Raw genomic sequence first — 20,886 nt, 5'->3', positions numbered from 1 at the left:
AATAGCCATTGCCGTCAGGCCTCTGTATGTAGACCTCATTGTAGGGGTGATTTTTTGATTGAACTCTATTAAACTCGTTACCTGCATCGAGTCGCTGCAGCCACTCTGGTTTTGATGAGGTATTTGCCACGTCGTTGGATTCTTTTTTTGCATCTGGCCGATTAGATGGCGAGGGTGTAGTTGGCGGCTCTTGGGTGTCCATTACTCCCCGGATCGGTGAAGGCTCACTCCTCCGCAACTCAGGATGAGCCAGCAACTTCTGCTCATTCCGAGCCAACCAACCCGCAATTTGCTTGTTGGTCATGTCTGCTTGAAGCTTCGCGCTTCTTGCGGCGATGCGTCCAGACTGCCTACGATCCCTGCTTTGACCTGACCTCGCGTGATGTAGGTGACGATGGCAGTCAGCAGGAGCATGACCAATTGCTCCTGACCTTTTGCGAGTTGCCGCGCGGCAGCATCTATACGCTCATCAATCAGCCACGCGGAGGCTCCTGTGGGATCAAGACCCGGCGGTTTGACACCTTCCTCTGCATTCCAGGCAGTCACAATGCCTTCATAGAGAGTTGCAAGACAGGCAGGGAGCCCTTGATAAAAGTACTCGGCAATGGCTGAAAGCCCCATGCCCAGCAGAATTAGGTTGCGACCTGTAAGCCTATGCCGCTGCCTGCTATGGCCCCTGGTACAGCGCCCGCCCCAAATGCTAGCGATCCAGCCGCACCACCAACAAGGGTTCCTACGGCTACGCTGCCGCCCATGATCATGGCGACCTCTTTTACCAGTTGCAGCAAGACAGGAAGTATTTCCGTAATGTCTATGGAAGCCCACTTGCGCATCAGATTCAGCTGGATGATTGGGTAAGACTTGGACATCGCCAGCTTCACCGACTCAATGCGGTTTCCGCCGATACTGCCGAATGCCAGTGTGGCCTCGTTACTGACTCGCCGAGTGAAACCGTTCCAACCATCGAAAGCGCTTTCCCAGCCTTGATCGAAAGACTGATTCAGATGGTTGAATTTGTTATCGAGGGTTCGCTCGATGTCTTCCCATTTGGGGACGTTGGCTAAAAGATCGATTTATTCATCTCTGTCCTTGAAAAGAGTAAATTCCGATTCTCGATCCTTGAGTCATCGGACTACAGCCTGCGCTAGAGGTAACCTTTGCCTGACCGTCTGGCATGCCAATTCGATCTCAGATACTGCCATTTTTCTCATTTGTGCGACGATCGCAATGATGTCAATGAGATAGCAGTTGAATGTTCACGACTGTGATAGCTAGGTGACGCATTGAATTCCCGGCGCTTTTTCTCACCGCTGTGGTTTGAAAGTTTTTTTGGTTGATCGCTAAGTTGATCGCTAAAAAGTGAAGTGCGGCACGTTTGTTGAGCGCCTGGTATTGGTCTTGCTCCTTCACACATCCCCAACTACATCGCACCAATCTCCGGCTTGCCCGTTCTCGACCCGCCATAAACCGGTGGATGCGTGACGATGTGCGTCAGGTCGACTGCCGAGGCCAGCAGTTTTTGCAGGTCCGGGCGTGGCCGGGACAAACGTGGGTCATTCTCCGTCGCCTGTTCGAGCGCTTCGGCGCAGGCGAGCAGTTTTGCGTCGCCGCGAAACCCGCCGATCACCTGAAGCCCGAACGGCATGCCGTTGTGGTCGGTGCCGCAGGGCAGGGACAGTGCCGGGTTGGTGGTCAGGGTGATGGTGTAGCACAGCGCCAGCCAGCGATAGTAATTGTCCAGTGGCACGCCGTTGACTTCGCGCAGGTACAGTTCGCTCCAGGGGAAGGGCGAGACTGGTGTGGTCGGCGCGAGGATCAGGTCGTAGTGTTCGAATTGCTTCTGGAAACCGCGGAAGATCCGGCTCTGCTCGCCATGTGCCTTTACGCAGTCCTGCAGCGACATGGCGGCGCCCATCTCAAAGTTGGCGCGGGTGTTGGGCCCCAACGCATCAGGATCGCGGTCGTGGGCGTCCTGCAACCCGGCAACGAAGGCTTCGGCACGCAGTATGTCGAAGGTGCGATGGGCGCTGCCCAGATTCAGGTCGATGGCTTCGCAGGATTTGAAGAGCGGCTTCAGTGCGTTGATTTTTTCCCGGAAAACGGCACGGATTGTGTCATCGACTGCGCACGCGCCGAAGTCTTCGCTATAGCCGACCCGCAGTTGGCTGAGGTCGACGGTGCGTGGTGCAAATTCGTCATCGGCAATGGCATAGCTCAACGGATCGGACTGCCCCAGCCCGGCGCTGGCGCGCAGTTGCAGCAGCGTGTCGGCTACATTGCGACCCATCGGGCCAACAACGGAAATCGGCGTCCAGCCGAGTTTTTTGCGTTCGCTCGGTACCAAGCCGGGTGAAGGTCGCAGGCCGACGATGCCGCACAGTGCTGCGGGAATGCGCAACGAGCCACCGGTATCTGAACCGCTGCACAACGGCACCATGTCCACAGCCAATGCGGCGGCTGAACCACCCGAGGAACCGCCTGCGTTGAGTTCCGGATTGAACGGGTTGCCGGTCGCGCCCCAGACTACGTTGCGGGTGTTGGCTCCGGCGCCGAGTTCCGGGACATTGGTCTTGCCGACGACGATTGCCCCGGCAGCACTCAGGCGGGCGACGAACAGGTTGTCCTGCGCGGGGATGTTGTCGCGGAACAATTGTGAGCCGTAAGTGGTGAGTACCCCGGCAGTTTCTTCCAGATCCTTGATGCCGATTGGCAGGCCATGCAGCAGCCCCAGCGGTTTGCCTTGCAGGACTGCATGCTCGGCCAGCAGCGCCTCGTCGCGGGCGCGCTTGAAACAGGTGGCGGCGAACGCATTGATTTTCGGATTGAGGGTTTCAATCCGCTCGATACAGGCGTCGAGCAATTCCACTGGCGAGATCTGTTTGTTGCCGATCAGCGCACGCAGTTCGGTGGCGGATTTGCCGAGCAGCCCGGATGGGTTTTGCATGGAGTGTTCTCCCGAATGTAATCGTTCACCGCTTGGGAATGCATTTCGTGACGCTCTGCGTCACACATCTGCGTCGCGCCTCTTTTTCCAGGTCGGGCACAGCACGTGGGCAGTCTCTTCAAACATCCCCCAGCGCCAATATCGTCGCCACCAGCGCCTGGCCTCTGGGCACCAGGGTATCAAGCTCCAGATATTCACGGTCGGTGTGTACCTTGCCGCCGACCGGGCCGAGACCGCACAGGGTAGGGATGCCCAGGCTGGCGGTGAAACCAGAGTCGGCGCAGCCCCCGGTGAACTCACCTTCAACGCTGAAACCCAGTTCCTGCGCAAGCCCCTGATAGATACTCAACAGTTCAGTGCTGTGCCGGGCTTCCATGGGCAGGAAGGTCGTGGCTTCCAGCAGTCTGGCCGATGTGCCGGGCAGTTCCTCTTCGGCGACGATGGCCTGGACGGCGGCGAGAATTTCATCCCATTGGCGCAGTTCGACAAAGCGCACGTCGAGTTTCGCCGTCGCGCTGGGTGCAACGGTGTTGCTGGAGGTGCCGCCTGAGATCAAGCCGACGTTGGTGGTAATGCCCGCTGCATTGTCGGTCAACGCATGCAGCTTGATCACCTTGTGCGCCAGCGCCTGAATCGCGCTGGCACCGTCGGCGTGATTGACCCCGGAATGCGCCGCACGGCCGCTGACTTCAATGATCAGCGTGGCACCGCCTTTGCGGGCACTGACCACGTTGCCGCTGGCGCGTCCCGGTTCCGGGTTGAGCACCGCGCGAGCCTGGCGGGCGTATTTTTCGATGTGAACACGAGCGCTGGCCGAGCCGATTTCTTCGTCGCCGGTATAGAGGATCTGTACTGGAAACGGCAGCGGGCCGATGCGCTTCAATGCTTTCAGCGCAAAGCAGTTCAGCACCAGTCCGCCTTTCATATCGGCCACGCCAGGGCCATAGGCCAGTTCGGCATCTTTGGTATAGCCGCGAGTGGACGTGGTGCCTTTGGGAAATACCGTGTCGCGATGGCCGAGCAGCAGCACCGGCTTGCCAGAGCCGCCGGGCAATTCAGCCAGCAGCACATCGCCGAAACCGTCAACCGGGATACGTTCGACGCTGATCCCGTCGGCCAGCAATTGCGTGGCGAGCATTTCGCCGACCGCATCCACTCCGGCCTTGTCGTAACTGTTGGAGTCGGTATCGACCAGGCTCTGCAACAGCTTCTCCATTGCCTCGTACTGCCCGCTCAGCCAGTCGGTGGCCTGCCGTTGTGCCTCATTCATTCACTCAGCTCCTGTATCCGATACTCGCGGGTCAGCCGTGCGCCGTCCGTTCCCAGGTCCCAGAACAGTCCGGCCATGATTTGCAGACTTTCTTTGACCACCGGTGCCAGCAAGTGCTCGTCGGGGGCATGTTGCGAGCACGCCGGGTACGAGTGTGGCACCCAGACCGTCGGCAGGCCCAGCACTTCAGCGAATACGTCATTGGGCAGCGAACCGCCCAGATTGGGCAGCAGCGCGGGTTTCTTGCCCGTGGTGGCGGCCAGCGAATCCAGCGCCCAGCCGACCCACGGGCTGTCCGGTGACAGGCGCGTGGCGTGCATCACGTCCATGCGCGTTTGTCTGACCTCGACACGATCGAAGCCATGGGCATCCAGGTGCGCGCGCACCGCGGGGATGAACGCGTTGTAATCACTGTCGACCACAAAGCGAATGTGACACAACGCGTGAGCCTTGCCGGGAATGGCGTGTACCGGGGCGTCCGGGTTGCCGGTCTTGAAGGCGAGCACGTCGAGGGTGTTCCAGCCGAAGACTTTTTCGCTGAGCGACAGCGCCGGGTTGCCCCAGTCGGCGTCGATGTCCGGATCGCCAGGGCCGCCGCCGACCTCGATATCCGCCAATGCGGCCTTCACCGCGTCGGGGATGGCCTTGGGCATGAGCCCCGCGACTTTCACCCGGCCATGCTCATCGACCATGCTGGCAATTGCGTTGGCCAGAATGATGCCTGGGTTGGCCAGCAGCCCGCCCCAGTTGCCGGAATGGTGCGCGCCTTCACGCAGGTTCACCGTCAGCTCGAAGTTGAACACCCCGCGCGAGCCAAGAAACAGGGTAGGGCGCGCCGCTGCCAAGCGTGGGCCGTCGGAGGCGATGAAAATGTCTGCGGCGAGTTCTTCTGCGTGGGCCCGGCAGAACGCGCCAAGACCCGGCGAGCCGTCTTCTTCGCCCATTTCCAGCAGCAGTTTGACGTTGAAACCCAGCTTGCCGTCGCGTGCCTTGAGGGTCTGCTCCAGAGCGGTCAGGTTGATCAGGTGCTGGCCCTTGTTGTCCGCAGTGCCACGTCCGTACCAGCGTTCGCCACGTTCGATGACCTGCCACGGCGACAAGCCCGGTTGCCACTGCGCGTCATAACCGCGAACCACATCGCCATGACCATAACTGAGCAGGGTCGGCAGGGCCGGGTCTTCGATACGGGTCGCGATCATAAGGGGGCCACGCCCGGCGACCGGGTTGTCATGCACCGCCACGCTGAAGCCTAAACGCTCTACATGCGGTGTAATGAATTCGTGCAGATAGCGATAAAGCTCCGGCAGGCTCTCGGCCTCCTGGCTCTGGGTCGGATAGGCGACGCTTTCGCCAAGCAGGGCGAAAAATGCGCCGTTGTCGAACTGTTCAGTGACGTTTTCGATGGCGTGCGAACGGCTACTCATGAGGGCATCAGCTCCAGGGTTTTCGAGGTGTCGCGCAAGTGGCAGCGCACGGTTCCGCCTTCCATGCGGCCAATCACCGGAGACTTCTCCTTGCACACCGCCATGCAGGCCGGGCAGCGCGGGTGAAAGGCACAGCCGGATGGCGGCGACATAGGGTTGGGGAAGGTCCCGTGCAAACCCAGATCGGGAATGCCCAGATGCGGGTCAGGGGTCAGTACCGAGTCCAGCAACGCCTGGGTGTAGGGATGACCGGGTCTGGCGAACAGCGATTCGCGGCTGCGCTCTTCGACAATCCGCCCCAGGTACATCACCGCGACGCGGTCGGCGAGGTGTTCGATGACGGCCAGGTTGTGGCTGATCAGCAGGTACGTCAGGCCGAATTCCTGTTTCAGGTCCTGTAGCAGATTAAGAATTTGCGCCTGCACCGAAACGTCCAGCGCCGAGGTCGGCTCGTCGCAAATCAACACATCCGGGCGCATCACCAGGGCCCTCGCAATCGCTACCCGCTGGCGCTGGCCACCGGAAAGCTGGCTCGGGTAACTGTCGATCACGCGCTTGGGCAAGCCGACCACGTCCATCATCGCCTCGGCACGCTGGCGACGTTCGGTATGGGTGCCGATGTCATGCACGATCAGCGGCAGAGTGACGATTTCGCGCAGGGTCTTGCGCGGGTTGAGCGACGAGTAAGGATCCTGAAAGATCGGCTGGATGCGCCGTGCCATCTCCTTGCGGTCGGTTCCGGCGAGGTGTTTGCCGTTGACCAGCACATCGCCGCTGCTGGGCGCGAGCAGGCCCAGCAGCATCTTGGCCAGGGTGCTCTTGCCGCATCCCGATTCGCCGACCAGCCCGAGGGTTTCGCCGCGCATCAGGCGCAGTGACACACCGTCGACTGCTTTCAAAGTCGCATTGGTTTTGAAAAAGCCACGGCTGATGCTGAATTCGCGACGGATGTCGCACAGCTCCAGAGCAATGTCTTTTTTGGCGCTCGTGTTAAGGGCCTGATTATTCATGACGTCATGCCCTCACGGTGCAATACAGTTTCTTCGCCCGTTGAAGCAAACAGGCAGCGGGTCATGTGGTCCTGGCTATTGATTGGCGGCACGTCTTCGGCGCAGGCCGGGATTGCCAGCGAGCAGCGATTGCGAAATGCACAGCCATGTTGCTCGCCCACCAGGCTGGGCACCAGCCCCGGAATCGAACCCAGCAGCTGGCCTGGCTGGGTGCGCCCGGGGATCGGTATGCTCGCCAGCAAGCCGCGGGTATAGGGGGGTGCGGGTTCTCGAACAACTCGATGGCCGGGGCGGTTTCGACGATCTGTCCGGCGTACATCACCGCAACCCGGTCGGCGATACGTGCCACCAGCCCCAGGTCGTGGGTGATGAAGATCACGGCCAGACCCAGCTCCTTCTGAATGTCGCGGATCAGGCGCAGGATCTGTGCCTGAATGGTCACGTCCAGTGCGGTGGTCGGCTCGTCGGCGATGATCACGTCCGGTTCGCACATCAGTGCCATGGCGATGATCACCCGCTGGCGCAGGCCGCCCGACAATTGATGCGGGTACTGACGCAGGCGTTCGCTGGCGTTGCTGATCCCGACTTTTTCGAGCATCTGCGCGGCGCGCTGCAGGGCCTCCTTGCGGGACACCTTGCGGTGTCGGGTGAGCACTTCGCTGAGCTGATCGCCGATGCTGTAGGCTGGGTTCAGCGAGGTCATCGGCTCCTGAAAGATCATCGCCAGGCGGTTGCCGCGCAGGTCGCACATCTGCCGCTCGCTCTGGGTCAGCATGTCGATGCCGTCCAGGCTCAGTGTCGTTGCGGTACGCCGGGCCTTGCGCGGCAGCAGGTCCATGAGTGCCAGCGAAGTCAGGGATTTGCCGCAGCCGGACTCGCCGACGATGCACAGCATTTCGCCGCGCTCGACCTGAAAATCCAGGCCGCGCACTGCGTGGAGCGTGTCTTGGCCGAGAGGAATCTCGACACGCAGGTTTTCAACCTGTAACAGGGCCATGCGCGTATCTCCTCTGTTAGTTGCGCCCGTCGGGCAGGATCAGATCGCGCAGGCCGTCGCCGACCAGGTTGATGCCCAGCACCAGCACCATCAGGGCGATGCCGGGAATCGCGATAACCCAAGGGGAAAAGAACATGTACGGTTTGCCTTCGGCGATCATCAGTCCCCAGGACGGAATCGGTGGCTGTACGCCGACCCCGAGGAACGACAGTGCCGACTCGAGGAGGATCGCGTGAGCCATTTCCAGGGTAGCGACAACGATCAGTGCGCCGACCAGATTAGGCAGAATTTCGCTGGCCAGAATGCGCAGCGTCGAGCAGCCCAGCGCCTGGGCCGAGGCCACGTATTCGGCGTCGCGAATCTGCTGCACGGCAGCGCGGACCACCACGGCAAAGCGGTCCCAGAGCAGGCACCCAAGCAGCACGATCACCACTTTCAGCGAGCCACCGATCAGCGACGCGGAGGCCAGCGCGATCATCACCACCGGCATCGCCAGCCGTGTGGTGATCAGGTAGCTGATCACAGCGTCGGTCTTGCCGCCGAAGTAGCCGGCCAGCAGGCCCATGATGGTGCCGATGACGCCAGAGATGAGCGCCGCCGAGAAACCGATGAATAGCGAGATGCGTGCGCCGTACAGCAGGCGTGACAAGTAATCGCGGCCCAGTTTGTCGGTGCCCAGCACATAGTCCCAGGTGCCGTTGGCCATCCATACCGGTGGTTTCATGCGCAGCATTACATCCTGCGTGTAAGGGTCGTAGGGGGCCAGCCAGGGGGCGAACAGTGCGCCAAGCAGAATGATCAACAGCAGTACCGCGCCGATGGCAAAACCGCGGTGCGCGAAGCTGCTGCGCAACGTGCGCCAGACACTGCGCGCCGGTGGCTGGTAATCGTTGATCAGCAGCGGCGATGAGGTGGTTGTGCTCATGGGGCCTCCTATTTCACGCGAATGCGCGGGTCGAGCAATGCGTTGAGCACGTCGGCCAGCAGGGTGAGGACGATGTAGATCACCGCGATCAACAGCACGACCGCCTGCACCACCGGGAAGTCGTCACGGGCAATCGCATCCCAGGCCAGTTGGCCGATGCCTTGCAGCGAGAACACTGTTTCAATGACCACCGAGCCGCCAAGCATGAAGCCGAACTCCACGGCGGCCAGTGCCACCACCGGGATCAACGCGTTGCGCAACGCATGCTTGAACAGCACGGTGGCGGGGCGCAGGCCCTTGGCACGCGCGGTGCGGATGTAATCGGAATTGAGCACGTCGAGCATGCCGGCGCGGGTCAGGCGCATGATCGCCGGTGTGGCGTAATAACCCAGCGCGATGGCAGGCATGACGAAGTGCGCCCAGGTCGAGTTGCCCGACACCGGCAGCCATTTCAGGGTGACCGAGAACACCACGATCAGCATCAGCGCGAACCAAAAACTCGGCATGGCCTGACCCAGTACCGCGATGCTCAGCGCCAGGCGATCGATCCACGTGTCGCGTTTCACGGCGGCCAGCACACCTAGCGGAATGGCGATAAGCAACGCAATACTCAGGGCCATTGCGCCCAGCCCGAGGGTGATCGACAGGCGCGAGGCTATCAGGTTGTAAACCGACTCCTGGAAGAAGAACGAGTCGCCCAGATCAAGACGCACCACGTCGGCCAGCCATTCGAAATACTGCGTAACCAACGGCTTGTTGAGGCCGTACTGCACCCGGATCTGTTCGATCTGCTCGCTGCTGGCTTCCGGCCCGCCGATGGCGGTGGCCAGGTCGCCGGACAGGTGCAGCAGGGAAAAGCTGATCACCGACACGGTGATCGCTACGCACAGGGCAATGCCCAGGCGGCGCAAGAGAAATCCGAACATGGCAAGTGACCTTGTGTTCAGGGAATGACGGGTTGGCTGACGATGCTGCAAGGCACGTCACGTACCTCACAGCCGGTCTCGCCAAATAACTTCACTAACGATCTATTTCCAGCTCGACAGCACGAAGCACGGCAGCTCGTCCGGATACGGCTTGAAGTTCAGGTCCGAGACGTAGGCGTAGTTCATCGAGTAGTTGAACAACGGTGCCCAGTACGCCTGTTCGCTGATGCGCTGCAAGGCCTTGCGGTAATTGTCCTTGCGCACCTGCGGGTCCAGTGCATTGTCGGCGGTCTGCAGCCAGCCCTGGACTTGCGGGTCCTTGATGTTGTCGTCCGGGTTGCCCTTGAACCAGGTGCCGGCCGAGGCTGAGGTATCGAGGATCGAGAACGAGCCCCAGGCCTGAAACGACATTGGCACTTTGCCGCCACGTTGCTGATCACGCAGGGCCGCGTACTTGAGGTAGCGCAGCTTGGCGTTGATGCCGACTGCACGCAGGTTGCCGATGATTGCTTCAACGTAGTCGCGGTCGCGGTAGGCGAATATTTCGGTTTCAAAGCCGTTCGGGTAACCCGCTTCGGCGAGCAGCGCCTTGGCCTTGGCCGGGTCATAGTTGTAGACCGTGGCTGCCGTGGTGTCGCAACCGAACTGACCGGGGTAGCAGGCGACCTGCAATGGTTTGCTTTCGCCACCGACCAGTTGCGAGGCCAGACCGTCACGGTTGATCGCGTAGTTGATGGCTTGGCGTACTTTCAAGTGCTTCATCGGCGAGTCGGCGCTGGAGGTGCCGCGCGCATCCAGAATCAGAAAGCCGATACGCATGGTCGCGCCGCTGGTGACCACCAGGTTGGGCATGGCTTTGAGGTTTTCGGCCTGATCCGGCGCTACGCGCCAGGTCCAGTCGATGCCACCGGTCATCAGCTCGGCCAGACGTGTTTCAGCATCGGCAATCACGCGAAAATTGATGTGAGCGATCTTCGGCTGGCCCTGTGGGCTGCCCTGAAAGTAATCCGGGTTCTTGTCCATCTTCACGCCTTCACCGGTAGCAATGGTCGTCACCTTGTAAGGCCCCGTGCCAATTGGTTTACGGCTGAAGCCTGCCATCCCGACCTCTTCGAAATACTTTTTCGGGAACATCGGCACAGCGTTGGAAAGGTATTCCAGCGCAGGCGGGAAAGGCTTTTTCAGGTGCAGGCGCACGCTGTAGTCACTCAGTTTTTCGGCACTCTTGATCCAGTCGACGTTTTGTACCGTGACCACCTTGGATTCGGGCGATACCACGTAATTGAGGGTGAACACCACGTCATCTGCCGTGAACGGATCGCCGTTGTGAAACTTCACGCCCTCGCGCAGCTGGAAATCGATGGTGGTGTCGTCGACCTGCTTCCAGCTGGTGGCGAGCATGGGTTGGTACTCGCCATTGTCCGGGTTGCGATAGACCAGGTTGTCCCAGATCAGGCGACCGAGAATCACGCCCTCGCGCAGGTCGTTGTGATAGGGGCTGATGTTCTCCGGTTCGCTGTCGGAGGCGTAGACAAGTGTGTCGTCGGCCTTGCCAGCCAGGGCGGAAAAACTGCTGAACAGGCTCAATAGCGCGATGCTGCGAGCGAAACCCTTGATTCCCATGCCGTCGTCTCCAAAAGGCAAAGTGGATGTATCAAAGGGCAGTGGGGTCGCAAATGCGAGAAGAGGGGAGAAACGAGGCTGCAGTGTTCTTTTGATTGGGTTGTATTGATGTTGCGCCTCGACATGACTCTAGGCAAAGCGTATCAATGCCACAAGCACAATATTTCGAACCTTTCATTGCCGAAAAGGCAACGCAGGAGCCGCGATGCAACTCTACGGCGTACAGTCCACCGCGTTGCGCTACTTCCTTGAAGTGGCGCGTTGCGGGTCGATCAGCGAGGCGTCGATACGGCTCAATGTCGCGTCCTCGGCAGTCAGTCGGCAGATCAGCAAGCTGGAGCGCGAGCTGGATGCCGTGCTGTTCGAGCGCCAGGCACGCGGCATGATGCTTAGCGAGGCGGGTATCCGTCTGGCAGCCTATGCGCGCAAATCACAGCTGGAAGCCGAGCAGGTCGTACTGGAAATCACCGAGCTGCAAGGCTTGCAGCGTGGTCATGTACGACTTGCCTGCTCGGAAGGCTTTGCCCTGGATTTCCTGCCACGGTGCATTGCGCGATTCCGGCGGCTGTATCAAGGCATTCATTTCTCGATGGAGGTCTGCGCGCCGGCCCAGGCCACCGAGCGGGTGCGCTCCGGGGATGCGGACCTGTGTCTGACCTTCAGCCTGACACCGCAGAACGAAATCAAGGTCGAGCACATTCACAGCGGCGCGATCTGCGCGGTGGTCAGTCATAACCATCCGCTGGCCTCACGCACCGAAGTCTCGCTGGCCGAGCTGCAACCCTATGCCATCGCCCTGACCAATCCCGACACGACCTTGCGCCAGTTGTTCGACATCTGTTGCGGGGTGCAGGGCCTGCTGTTCGATCCGGTGCTGACCAGCAATTACATTGGCGCGCTACTGCGGTTTGTGCGTGAGGAGGGCGGTATCAGCCTGTCCAGCGAGATGACGCTGGACAAGCGCGCACACGAAAAACAGCTCAAGTCGCTGCCGATCAGCGACGAAGGCATGAAGGCGCGTCGTATCGAACTGCAAAGCATGGCCGGACGCAACCTGCCCGCAGCGGTTGCGGCCTTTCGGGATTTTCTGATCGAGGAGCTGGCAAAGACCTGACACGCAGGTGGCGTCGGTGGTGCGCTGTAACGGGCTGGTAGCGTTTGGTTGATGAAGTCCATAAGCATGATGTTATAGTGTAACGAATTTGCGGCTGCACTCTGTGCGGCTGTGAACCGCCAACATCAGGCTTCGCCCCTCGGCGAGGTTCGCCAAAGAGACAACTGACGCACATGAACAACCCCCTCCCAGACGTTGCCCTGACGGAAGTTTCCTCGGCCCTGGTTTCACTTGACTGGGTCGGCATGCAGGGCGTCGAAGTGCCTGTCAGGCTGGCCGAAGCGGGCGTCCGGCACCCGGTCCATGCGCATGTCGATCTGCAAGTCGATCTGGCCGATCCGAGTGTCAAGGGTATCCATATGTCGCGGCTCTACCGGCTCCTCGACAGGTTTGCCGAGCACCAGATACTCAGCCCCGATACGTTGTCTGTGCTGATGGAAGCCATGGTTGAAAGCCACCTGGACTGCCATTCCAGCCGCGCCCGGCTCACCCTGAGCTTCAATCTGCTGTGCCGTCGCCCGGCGTTGATTACCGAGGGGCTCAGCGGCTGGAAATCCTACCCGGTGAAGCTTGACGCCACTTGGCACGCCGGGCGTTTGTGCCTCGACGTTTCAGCCGACATCACTTATTCGTCTACCTGCCCGTGTTCGGCTGCACTGTCTCGACAATTGCTGGAAGGGGCTTTTACGGCACGCTTTGGCAGGCAGTCGTTTGTCGACCCGATGCAGGTTGCGACCTGGCTGCGCGAAAACGCCTCGTTCGCCACGCCGCACAGCCAGCGCAGCGTGGCTACCGTTCAGGTGCGGGTGGCAGAGCAGGCGACCGAACTGGGCCTGATGACGCTGATCGACGCGGTCGAGCAGGCGTTGGGCACCCCGGTACAAACCGCCGTCAAGCGTGCCGACGAGCAGGCATTCGCCCGGCTCAACGGCCAGAACCTGATGTACGTCGAAGACGCCGCACGTAAGGTCCAGCAAGCGCTGGAAGGCCGCTACGCAGCCTCCAGCGTCAGTGTGCGTCACTTCGAAAGCCTGCATCCGCACGATGCGGCCGCCCAGACTTCCAACTACCTGTCCTGAGGCTTCATACCGTGATCCGTAAAAATCCTTCCGGCCATCTGCCGGTCATCGCCGAATCCGCTTACATCGATAAAACCGCGATCATCTGCGGCAAGGTGATCATCAAGGACAACGTGTTTGTCGGCCCCTATGCCGTGATCCGCGCTGACGAAGTCGACGCTACAGGGGACATGGAGCCGATTGTCATCGGCGCCAACTCCAATATTCAGGATGGCGTGGTGATTCACTCCAAATCGGGTGCTGCGGTGACCATCGGTGAGTTCACCTCGATTGCCCACCGCTCCATCGTGCACGGACCTTGCATGGTCGGAGACCGCGTCTTCATCGGCTTCAACAGCGTGCTGTTCAACTGCCAGGTCGGCAACGGCAGTGTGGTCAGACACAACTCGGTGGTCGACGGTCGCGATTTGCCGGAGAATTTTTACGTGCCGTCCACCACCCGGATCGGGCCTAATACTGATCTTTCGCAATTCCCACCGGTGAGCATTTCGGCTTCGGAGTTTTCCGAAGACGTGGCGCACACCAACATTGACCTGGTGCGCGGCTACAAGGCACTTCAGAACGAGTTCTGACACAGAACACAATCGACTCATTGCACTTCCGGCTACGGATCTGGATTTTTCATGACAGCAGTTGTTCAACCAACCCGCGCGCCAGCATCACGGCTGCGCTCTATCGATGCTCTGCGCGGGCTGATCATTCTCTTCATGCTGCTGGACCACGTACGGGAAACCTTCTTCCTGCACCGCCAGGTCCTCGACCCGATGGAGGTCGCGAGCACCGAACCCGCCCTGTTTTTCAGCCGCACACTGGCGCATTTATGTGCGCCGCTGTTCGTTCTGCTGACCGGGCTTTCGGCGTACCTGTATGGCGAGAAATATCACGGCAAGACTGACGTGTCGGCGTTTCTGCTCAAGCGCGGGCTGTTCCTCATTGCCCTGGAGTTCACCCTGGTGAGCTTCGCCTGGACCTTCCAGTTCCCGCCGACCATCATCTACCTGCAAGTGATCTGGGCCATCGGCCTGAGCATGGTTGCGCTGTCGCTGATGGTGTATCTGCCGCGCTGGGCGCTGGTGGTCATTGGCGTGGTGATCATTGCCGGGCATAACCTGCTGGACTCACTGCACTTCGGCGTCGAGTCGGCCATGCACATCCCGTGGGCGATTCTGCATGATCGGGGCTGGATCGAAGTGTCCGATAACCTGCGTTTCCGTACCTCTTACCCGTTATTGCCGTGGATCGGCATTATCGCGCTGGGCTACGCCGCAGGCCCTTGGTTTGCCGGCAGTTACGATGCTGCGAAACGACGTGCAAACCTGTGGATGTGGGGTGGGGGAGCGCTGTCGGGCTTTGTGGTCCTGCGCATGATCAACGGCTACGGTGAAAAACCGTGGAGCGTTGGCGAGACCGGTATGCAAACGGTCATGAGCTCCTTCAACATCACCAAATACCCACCGTCGTTGCTGTTCATCAGCCTGACGCTGGGGATCGGTCTGCTGATTCTCATCGCCTTCGAACGCAGTCAGGAAAAAAGCTGGTTGCGGCCATTGGTGGTGCTCGGCTCGGCACCGATGTTTTTCTACCTGCTGCACCTGTACGTCCTGAAGATTCTGTACCTGATTGCCGTAGCGATCTGGGGAACCAATCAGGGCAAGTACTTCGGTTTCGACCACATGTGGGGCGTCTGGCTGACCTCGGTGGTACTGGCGGTGCTGCTGTTTCCAGCGGTGCGCTGGTTCGCTGCGCTGAAGGCGCGTCGTCGCGATATCAGCTGGTTGAAATACCTGTAACCACCGTAGGCACGGCGCGCCAGCAGGCGCGCCGCTGCCGGTCTGGCCTCAATCGCCCTGCGCACCATAGTTCATGATCGACAGCAGCTTGATCGGCACCTGCACCAGTTGCTCGGGACCGTGGGGAATGTCGCCGTCGAAGGTCAGGCTGTCACCGGCCTGCATCGGATACAGCTGATTGCCGTGGCGGTAGATCAGCTCGCCTTCGAGCAGGTGGAGAAACTCGGTGCCGGGGTGTGAGAAGGTCGGAAACTCCTCGCTGGCATCGTCCATCGTCACCATGTACGCCTCGAAACTCTTCTTCGGCCCACGGGTATGGTTGAGCAAGTGATAGGTGTGGCCTTTCTCGGTGCCGCGCCTTACCACCTCAAGCCCTTCATCGGCTTTCACCAGCAGTGCACTGCTGCCTTGCTGATCGTACTGGCTGAACAGCTTGGACATGGGCATGCCCAGCACGTCGCAAAGACGGCTGAGGTTGTCGAGACTGGTTGACACCTGTGCGTTCTCGATCTTGCTCAGCATGCCCTGGCTGATACCGGCAATGCGCGCTACGTCGGCAAGCTTCAGCTCCTGAGCCTGGCGCTGGCGTTTGATCTGAATACCCAGGTATTGCTCAAGCTTCAATTTCGGATGCGGTTCGGTCGGCATATTCATCGGCTGCGCACAGTTTCCGTTCAATAATTTTTATTTCGCACTGGGAATGTGCATTTCGCCGCTGTCATCGCGTACTTCATTTGCAAATTATTCCCGGAGAGAAAACGAGTTTCCCATATAAACAGCTGAATTGCCCCTTCCACGTCTCTTCGATTTGCTGGCATACCAAACTGGCAAGCGCTTTGCATTCCTAAAGGGAAAGTAACTTTCCTGCTCAGAATATATTCTCGGCGGGTAGTGAAACAACGCTCCTTCCCTGAAACGTTTTGCCATGCCAGGAGACACGTCCCATGTTGCCACCCGAAACACAGCGCCTGATCGAACAGCACGGCATCAAGTACGTGCTGGCTCAGTTCGTGGATATTCATGGTTCGGCCAAGACCAAGTCGGTTCCTGTGATGGGCCTGGAAATGGTTGCAGAGGACGGTGCCGGGTTCGCCGGTTTCGCTATCTGCGGCATGGGCATGGAACCCCACGGCCCGGACTTCATGGCCAGGGGCGACCTGTCGTCGCTGACCCCGGTGCCGTGGCAGCCGGGGTATGGGCGGGTGGTGTGCGTCGGTCATGTGGATGGCAAGCCGTGGCCCTATGACAGCCGTTATGTGTTGCAGCAGCAGGTCGAACGCCTCAGCCAGCGTGGCTGGACCCTCAATACCGGGCTGGAGCCCGAGTTCAGCCTGTTCAAGCGCGATGCTGCGGGCAGCCTGCAAATGGTCGATGCCAGCGATAACCTCGACAAGCCTTGCTATGACTACAAGGGGCTGTCGCGTTCACGTGAGTTTCTCGAGCGCTTGACCGAGGCGCTACAGCCGGTGGGCTTCGACATTTATCAGATCGATCACGAAGACGCCAACGGCCAGTTCGAGATCAATTACACCTACAGCGAGGCCATGGAGTCGGCGGACCGCTTCACTTTCTTCCGCATGGCGGCCGGGGAGATCGCCAACGACATGGGCATGATCTGCTCGTTCATGCCCAAACCCGATCCGAAGCGTGCGGGCAACGGCATGCACTTCCACCTGTCGATCGCCAGTGCCAGCAGCAAGAACCTGTTTCACGACGCCAGCGACCCCAGCGGCATGGGCCTGTCGAAGATGGCCTATCACTTTGCGGCTGGCCTGCTGGCTCACGGCCCCGCGCTGTGTGCCTTCGCGGCACCCACGGTCAACTCCTACAAACGCCTGGTGGTCGGCAACTCGTTGTCGGGGGCGACCTGGGCTCCAGCGTTCATCGCCTTCGGCGCCAACAACCGTTCGGCGATGGTGCGGGTGCCCTATGGCCGCCTCGAGTTTCGCCTGCCGGATGCCGGTTGCAACCCGTATCTGGTCAGCGCCGCGATCATCGCCGCAGGGCTGGACGGTATCGACCGGCAGCTGGAGATCGATCATGTCTGCAACGAGAACCTTTACACATTGAGCCTGGAAGAAATCGCCGCACGGGGCATCAAGACCCTGCCGCAGTCGCTCAAGGAAGCCTGCGATGCACTCGAAGCCGACCCTTTGTTCGCCGAGGTGCTGGGCAACGAGATCGTTGGTGAGTTCATCCGCCTCAAACGCATGGAATGGGTGGAGTACAGCCGCCACGTGAGTGACTGGGAAGTGAAGCGTTATATCGAGTTTTTCTAGCTGCACGTTTCAAGCTTCAGGCTGCAATAAGAAGCTGGATTGCGGCGTATTGAATTTTTCTGTCTATGCGGTTGGCTTGCAGCTTGTAGCTAAAAGCTTGCCGCTTCCGAACAAGGTGAGGCTTATGTGCGGAATCGTTGGTTTGTATCTGAAGAACCCGGCGCTGGAATCACAACTCGGCAGGTTGTTCGAACCGATGCTCGAGGCTATGACGGACCGCGGGCCGGACAGCGCCGGGTTTGCCATTTATGGCGATGAAGTGGCGCAGGGCTGGGTCAAGCTGACCTTGCAGGCCACCACCGAACAGTATGATTTCAAGGCGCTGATCGCGGCGCTGCAAAGCAGACTGGATGCACCACTGGACTGGTTTCAGAACGCCAGCGCCGTGGTATTGAAGATTCAGGCAGAAGAAGCCCCGGTGCGTGCTGCACTGGCGCAGTTGGCGCCCACCGTGCGCATCATGAGCGCCGGACAGAGTATCGAGATCCTCAAGGGCATGGGGTTGCCGAGGGAGATTTCCGAGCGCTTCGGTCTGGCGTCCATGAAGGGCAGCCACATCATCGGCCATACGCGCATGGCCACTGAAAGTGCGGTGACCATGGAAGGCAGTCATCCGTTTTCCACGGGTTCGGACCTGTGTCTGGTGCACAACGGCTCGCTGTCCAATCACTTTCGCCTGCGCCAGAACCTGCGTCGTGAAGGCATTCACTTCGAGACCGACAACGACACCGAGGTGGCCGCCGGTTATCTGGCCTGGCGCCTGCAACAGGGCGACAGCCTCAAGCAGGCGCTCGACAAATCGCTGGAGGACCTCGATGGCTTTTTTACCTTCGCCATCGGCACGCGCAATGGTTTTGCGGTGATTCGCGATCCGATTGCCTGCAAACCGGCCATTCTCGCCGAAACCGACGATTACGTCGCCATGGCCTCGGAATACCAGGCGCTGTCCAGCCTGCCGGGTATCGAAAACGCCAGGGTCTGGGAACCGGTCCCGGCCACTATGTACATCTGGGAACGCGAGCCAGCCGAGGGAGCACGCTCATGAAAACCGTCGATCTTTCCAGCGCCACCGTGCGTGATCTCAACCAGACTCTGCACGATCAGGTCAAGGCATTGCAAGAGCGCGAATGGCTGGTCACCCACCCTGACGGCGCGCATAACCTGGCGGTCGGCGTCAACGAGGCCATCTCCATCGATATTCAGGGCCATGCCGGCTATTACTGCGCGGGTATGAACCAGAAAGCTTCGATCACCGTGCACGGCAATGTCGGTGTTGGTTGCGCCGAGAACATGATGTCCGGCGCAGTCCGGGTCAAGGGCAGCGCCTCGCAGGCCGCAGGTGCCAAGGCGCACGGCGGTTTGCTGGTGATTGAAGGCGATGCCGGAGCGCGCTGTGGCATTTCCATGAAAGGCATCGACATTGTGGTCGGCGGCAGCATCGGCCACATGAGCTGCTTCATGGGCCAGGCCGGTCGGCTGGTGGTCTGTGGCGACGCCGGTGATGCGCTGGGCGACTCGTTGTATGAAACGCGGATCTACGTCAAAGGCAAGGTCGAGTCACTGGGCTCTGACTGCATCGCCAAGGAGATGCGTGAAGAGCATCTGCAGGAGCTGCAGGTGTTGCTCAATCGCGCTGGCTTTAACGAGAAGGCAGCGGATTTCAAACGCTACGGCTCGGCCCGTCAGCTTTACAACTTCAAAATCGATAACGCCTCCGCGTACTGATTCAGGAGCATTACCATGAGCGACCCCATCAGCCAAAAACCTGCTCCAGTCCTGCGCGAGTCGGCCACCTTCGATCGCCTGACCATTCAGGAAATCCAGCGTGCTGCGGAAACCGGCATCTACGACATTCGCGGTGGCGGCACAAAACGCAAACTGCCGCACTTCGACGACCTGCTGCTGCTTGGCGCAAGCGTCTCGCGCTACCCGCTGGAAGGCTATCGCGAGAAGTGCGGCACCGACGTGGTGCTGGGTAATCGTTTCGCCAAAAAGCCGCTGTACCTGAAAATTCCGGTGACTATCGCAGGCATGAGCTTCGGCGCATTGTCGGCCAACGCCAAGGAAGCACTGGGCCGCGGCGCAACCATTGCCGGCACCAGTACCACCACCGGCGATGGTGGCATGACCCCGGAAGAGCGCGGTCAGTCGCAGCATCTGGTCTACCAGTACCTGCCATCGCGTTACGGCATGAATCCCGACGATCTGCGCAAGGCCGATGCCATCGAGATCGTCCTGGGGCAGGGTGCCAAACCCGGTGGCGGCGGCATGTTGCTGGGCATGAAAGTGACCGAGCGCGTGGCTGGCATGCGCACCTTGCCGGTCGGCGTCGATCAGCGTTCTGCGTGCCGACACCCGGACTGGACCGGCCCCGACGATCTGGCAATCAAGATTGCCGAGATCCGCGAGATCACCGACTGGGAAAAGCCGATCTACGTGAAGATAGGTGCCAGCCGCCCGTACTACGACGTCAAGCTGGCGGTGAAGGCTGGTGCTGACGTGATTGTGCTCGACGGCATGCAGGGCGGTACTGCGGCCACTCAGGAAGTGTTCATCGAACACGTCGGCATTCCGATTCTGCCTGCCATCCCGCAAGCCGTGCAGGCGCTGCAGGAGATGGGCATGCACCGCAGGGTGCAATTGATCGTTTCCGGCGGCATCCGCAACGGCGCCGACGTGGCCAAGGCCATGGCGCTGGGTGCCGACGCAGTGGCAATTGGTACAGCCGCGTTGATTGCCCTGGGCGATAACCATCCGCGGCTCGACGAAGAACTGAAAAAGATCGGCTCGGCAGCGGGCTATTACGATGACTGGCAGAACGGCCGCGACCCTGCGGGCATCACCACCCAGGACCCGGAACTGTCCAAACGTCTCGACCCGGTCGAAGGCGGGCGGCGTCTGGCCAACTACCTGCGCGTGCTGGTGCTGGAGGCTCAGACCATGGCCCGCGCCTGCGGCAAGTCGCACCTGCACAACCTCGACCCGGAAGACCTGGTGGCGCTGACCGTCGAATCAGCCGCCATGGCCCGAGTGCCCCTGGCCGGGACATCGTGGATTCCGGGGTCTGGTTCTGGTTACTGACGCCTTAACGTGCTTTTCGACCGCGATGGCACAGACGACGCAGAGTGCGACGTTAGTGACGGCTGAGTCCTGGCGCTGATCCGGGGGTAGCCTGGCAGGACGCCAGGCTAGCCGCACCGGACCATGGATGGTCCGTTGCGGCGACCCCCGGATCAGTGACAGGGCGAAGGAACCCGACGAAGTCGGGCCGGAAACAGGAGCGTAGGGATTTGCCTACTTTGGCCCCATCAAAGTAGGTCGCCGAGGGGCGAAAAGGTGACTCAAGTCGAGCCTGAATCTCACTGAGTCGCAGAACTGTGTGACGCGGAGCGTCACGAACTGCATTACCACGCGGAGTGGTATGCCCCCCGAAGGTTGGACAATTATCCACTTACGCTGCCTTGGCGGCCTGCATCCTGAATTCCACAGGACTCAGGCCGTTAAG

16 protein-coding genes and 2 pseudogenes are annotated in these 20,886 nt (G+C 60.2%); 8 read left to right on the top strand and 10 right to left on the bottom strand.

Annotation, left to right across the window (positions count from 1 at the left end):
• The 9 genes and pseudogenes from AO277_RS27330 to AO277_RS27290 form a co-directional block, all read right to left on the bottom strand.
• Window positions 1-1,073: pseudogene (locus AO277_RS27330) on the bottom strand (DUF6861 domain-containing protein); the annotation flags it as partial.
• 347 nt (window positions 1,074-1,420) lie between these two features.
• A complete protein-coding gene (locus AO277_RS27325; protein WP_044319226.1) occupies window positions 1,421-2,944 on the bottom strand; it encodes an amidase in 1,524 nt (507 codons plus the stop codon).
• Window positions 2,945-3,062: 118 nt separating this feature from the next.
• Window positions 3,063-4,214, bottom strand: coding sequence for a M20 family metallopeptidase (locus tag AO277_RS27320; protein WP_044319225.1), 1,152 nt, complete (start codon window positions 4,212-4,214; stop codon window positions 3,063-3,065).
• Entirely contained in the window at window positions 4,211-5,638 is a 1,428-nt protein-coding gene (locus AO277_RS27315; protein WP_044319224.1) for a M20 family metallopeptidase, read from the bottom strand. The genes AO277_RS27320 and AO277_RS27315 overlap by 4 nt, the downstream gene beginning before the upstream one ends.
• Complete coding sequence (locus AO277_RS27310; protein WP_044319223.1) at window positions 5,635-6,648, bottom strand: ABC transporter ATP-binding protein; 1,014 nt, start codon at window positions 6,646-6,648, stop codon at window positions 5,635-5,637. Before AO277_RS27310 ends, AO277_RS27315 begins: the two co-directional genes overlap by 4 nt.
• A pseudogene (locus AO277_RS27305) lies at window positions 6,645-7,645 on the bottom strand (ABC transporter ATP-binding protein). Before AO277_RS27305 ends, AO277_RS27310 begins: the two are co-directional and overlap by 4 nt.
• Before the next feature lie 16 nt (window positions 7,646-7,661).
• Window positions 7,662-8,570 carry an ABC transporter permease gene (locus AO277_RS27300; protein ID WP_044319222.1) on the bottom strand — a complete coding sequence of 303 codons (909 nt, stop codon included), beginning with the start codon at window positions 8,568-8,570 and terminating at the stop codon, window positions 7,662-7,664.
• A gap of 8 nt (window positions 8,571-8,578) precedes the next feature.
• On the bottom strand, window positions 8,579-9,496 hold the full coding sequence (locus AO277_RS27295; protein ID WP_003348343.1) for an ABC transporter permease: 918 nt from the start codon (window positions 9,494-9,496) through the stop codon (window positions 8,579-8,581).
• A gap of 102 nt (window positions 9,497-9,598) precedes the next feature.
• The gene (locus AO277_RS27290; protein ID WP_044319221.1) at window positions 9,599-11,119 is read right to left on the bottom strand and encodes an ABC transporter substrate-binding protein; all 1,521 of its coding nucleotides are present in this window, start codon (window positions 11,117-11,119) and stop codon (window positions 9,599-9,601) included.
• A 205-nt stretch (window positions 11,120-11,324) separates the two neighbouring features.
• Between AO277_RS27290 and AO277_RS27285 the strand changes: the two genes are divergently transcribed.
• From AO277_RS27285 to AO277_RS27270, 4 genes are all read left to right on the top strand, one after another.
• Window positions 11,325-12,233 (top strand): LysR substrate-binding domain-containing protein, encoded by a 909-nt coding sequence (locus tag AO277_RS27285; RefSeq protein WP_002553853.1) that lies wholly within the window; start codon window positions 11,325-11,327, stop codon window positions 12,231-12,233.
• A 173-nt stretch (window positions 12,234-12,406) separates the two neighbouring features.
• Entirely contained in the window at window positions 12,407-13,312 is a 906-nt protein-coding gene (gene folE2 / locus AO277_RS27280) for a GTP cyclohydrolase FolE2 (protein ID WP_044319220.1), read from the top strand.
• Window positions 13,313-13,323: 11 nt separating this feature from the next.
• Entirely contained in the window at window positions 13,324-13,884 is a 561-nt protein-coding gene (locus AO277_RS27275) for a gamma carbonic anhydrase family protein (RefSeq protein WP_005733507.1), read from the top strand.
• A 51-nt stretch (window positions 13,885-13,935) separates the two neighbouring features.
• Window positions 13,936-15,102 carry an acetyltransferase domain-containing protein gene (locus AO277_RS27270; protein WP_044319219.1) on the top strand — a complete coding sequence of 389 codons (1,167 nt, stop codon included), beginning with the start codon at window positions 13,936-13,938 and terminating at the stop codon, window positions 15,100-15,102.
• A gap of 48 nt (window positions 15,103-15,150) precedes the next feature.
• On the opposite strand, the gene AO277_RS27265 is transcribed toward AO277_RS27270, so the two are convergent.
• On the bottom strand, window positions 15,151-15,756 hold the full coding sequence (locus tag AO277_RS27265; RefSeq protein ID WP_004665568.1) for a helix-turn-helix domain-containing protein: 606 nt from the start codon (window positions 15,754-15,756) through the stop codon (window positions 15,151-15,153).
• A 290-nt stretch (window positions 15,757-16,046) separates the two neighbouring features.
• Here AO277_RS27265 and glnT point away from each other — a divergent pair, with 290 nt between their 5' ends.
• From glnT to AO277_RS27245, 4 genes are all read left to right on the top strand, one after another.
• On the top strand, window positions 16,047-17,381 hold the full coding sequence (glnT, locus tag AO277_RS27260) for a type III glutamate--ammonia ligase (RefSeq protein WP_044319218.1): 1,335 nt from the start codon (window positions 16,047-16,049) through the stop codon (window positions 17,379-17,381).
• Window positions 17,382-17,505: 124 nt separating this feature from the next.
• A complete protein-coding gene (locus AO277_RS27255; protein WP_004665566.1) occupies window positions 17,506-18,426 on the top strand; it encodes a class II glutamine amidotransferase in 921 nt (306 codons plus the stop codon).
• Window positions 18,423-19,106 carry a GltB/FmdC/FwdC-like GXGXG domain-containing protein gene (locus AO277_RS27250; RefSeq protein ID WP_044319217.1) on the top strand — a complete coding sequence of 228 codons (684 nt, stop codon included), beginning with the start codon at window positions 18,423-18,425 and terminating at the stop codon, window positions 19,104-19,106. The genes AO277_RS27255 and AO277_RS27250 overlap by 4 nt, the downstream gene beginning before the upstream one ends.
• A 15-nt stretch (window positions 19,107-19,121) precedes the next feature.
• Window positions 19,122-20,462, top strand: a complete 1,341-nt coding sequence (locus AO277_RS27245) for an FMN-binding glutamate synthase family protein (protein WP_044319216.1) — start codon at window positions 19,122-19,124, stop codon at window positions 20,460-20,462.
• The last annotated feature ends 424 nt before the right edge of the window (window positions 20,463-20,886 follow it).

The organism is Pseudomonas amygdali (assembly GCF_002699855.1).
Lineage (GTDB): Bacteria > Pseudomonadota > Gammaproteobacteria > Pseudomonadales > Pseudomonadaceae > Aquipseudomonas > Aquipseudomonas amygdali.
The sequence above is the reverse complement of the archived record's forward strand: the minus strand, read 5'-3'. Positions and strand labels throughout refer to the sequence as shown.

Bases quoted from the DNA above. Each gene is read 5' to 3' on its own strand.
- AO277_RS27265 (WP_004665568.1), bottom strand. From the start codon at position 15,756: ATGAATATGCCGACCGAACCGCATCCGAAATTGAAGCTTGAGCAATAC.
- AO277_RS27320 (WP_044319225.1), bottom strand. From the start codon at position 4,214: ATGAATGAGGCACAACGGCAGGCCACCGACTGGCTGAGCGGGCAGTAC.
- AO277_RS27325 (WP_044319226.1), bottom strand. From the start codon at position 2,944: ATGCAAAACCCATCCGGGCTGCTCGGCAAATCCGCCACCGAACTGCGT.
- AO277_RS27250 (WP_044319217.1), top strand. From the start codon at position 18,423: ATGAAAACCGTCGATCTTTCCAGCGCCACCGTGCGTGATCTCAACCAG.
- AO277_RS27295 (WP_003348343.1), bottom strand. From the start codon at position 9,496: ATGTTCGGATTTCTCTTGCGCCGCCTGGGCATTGCCCTGTGCGTAGCG.
- AO277_RS27290 (WP_044319221.1), bottom strand. From the start codon at position 11,119: ATGGGAATCAAGGGTTTCGCTCGCAGCATCGCGCTATTGAGCCTGTTC.
- AO277_RS27310 (WP_044319223.1), bottom strand. From the start codon at position 6,648: ATGAATAATCAGGCCCTTAACACGAGCGCCAAAAAAGACATTGCTCTG.
- AO277_RS27245 (WP_044319216.1), top strand. From the start codon at position 19,122: ATGAGCGACCCCATCAGCCAAAAACCTGCTCCAGTCCTGCGCGAGTCG.
- glnT (WP_044319218.1), top strand. From the start codon at position 16,047: ATGTTGCCACCCGAAACACAGCGCCTGATCGAACAGCACGGCATCAAG.
- folE2 (WP_044319220.1), top strand. From the start codon at position 12,407: ATGAACAACCCCCTCCCAGACGTTGCCCTGACGGAAGTTTCCTCGGCC.
- AO277_RS27315 (WP_044319224.1), bottom strand. From the start codon at position 5,638: ATGAGTAGCCGTTCGCACGCCATCGAAAACGTCACTGAACAGTTCGAC.
- AO277_RS27255 (WP_004665566.1), top strand. From the start codon at position 17,506: ATGTGCGGAATCGTTGGTTTGTATCTGAAGAACCCGGCGCTGGAATCA.
- AO277_RS27300 (WP_044319222.1), bottom strand. From the start codon at position 8,570: ATGAGCACAACCACCTCATCGCCGCTGCTGATCAACGATTACCAGCCA.
- AO277_RS27285 (WP_002553853.1), top strand. From the start codon at position 11,325: ATGCAACTCTACGGCGTACAGTCCACCGCGTTGCGCTACTTCCTTGAA.
- AO277_RS27270 (WP_044319219.1), top strand. From the start codon at position 13,936: ATGACAGCAGTTGTTCAACCAACCCGCGCGCCAGCATCACGGCTGCGC.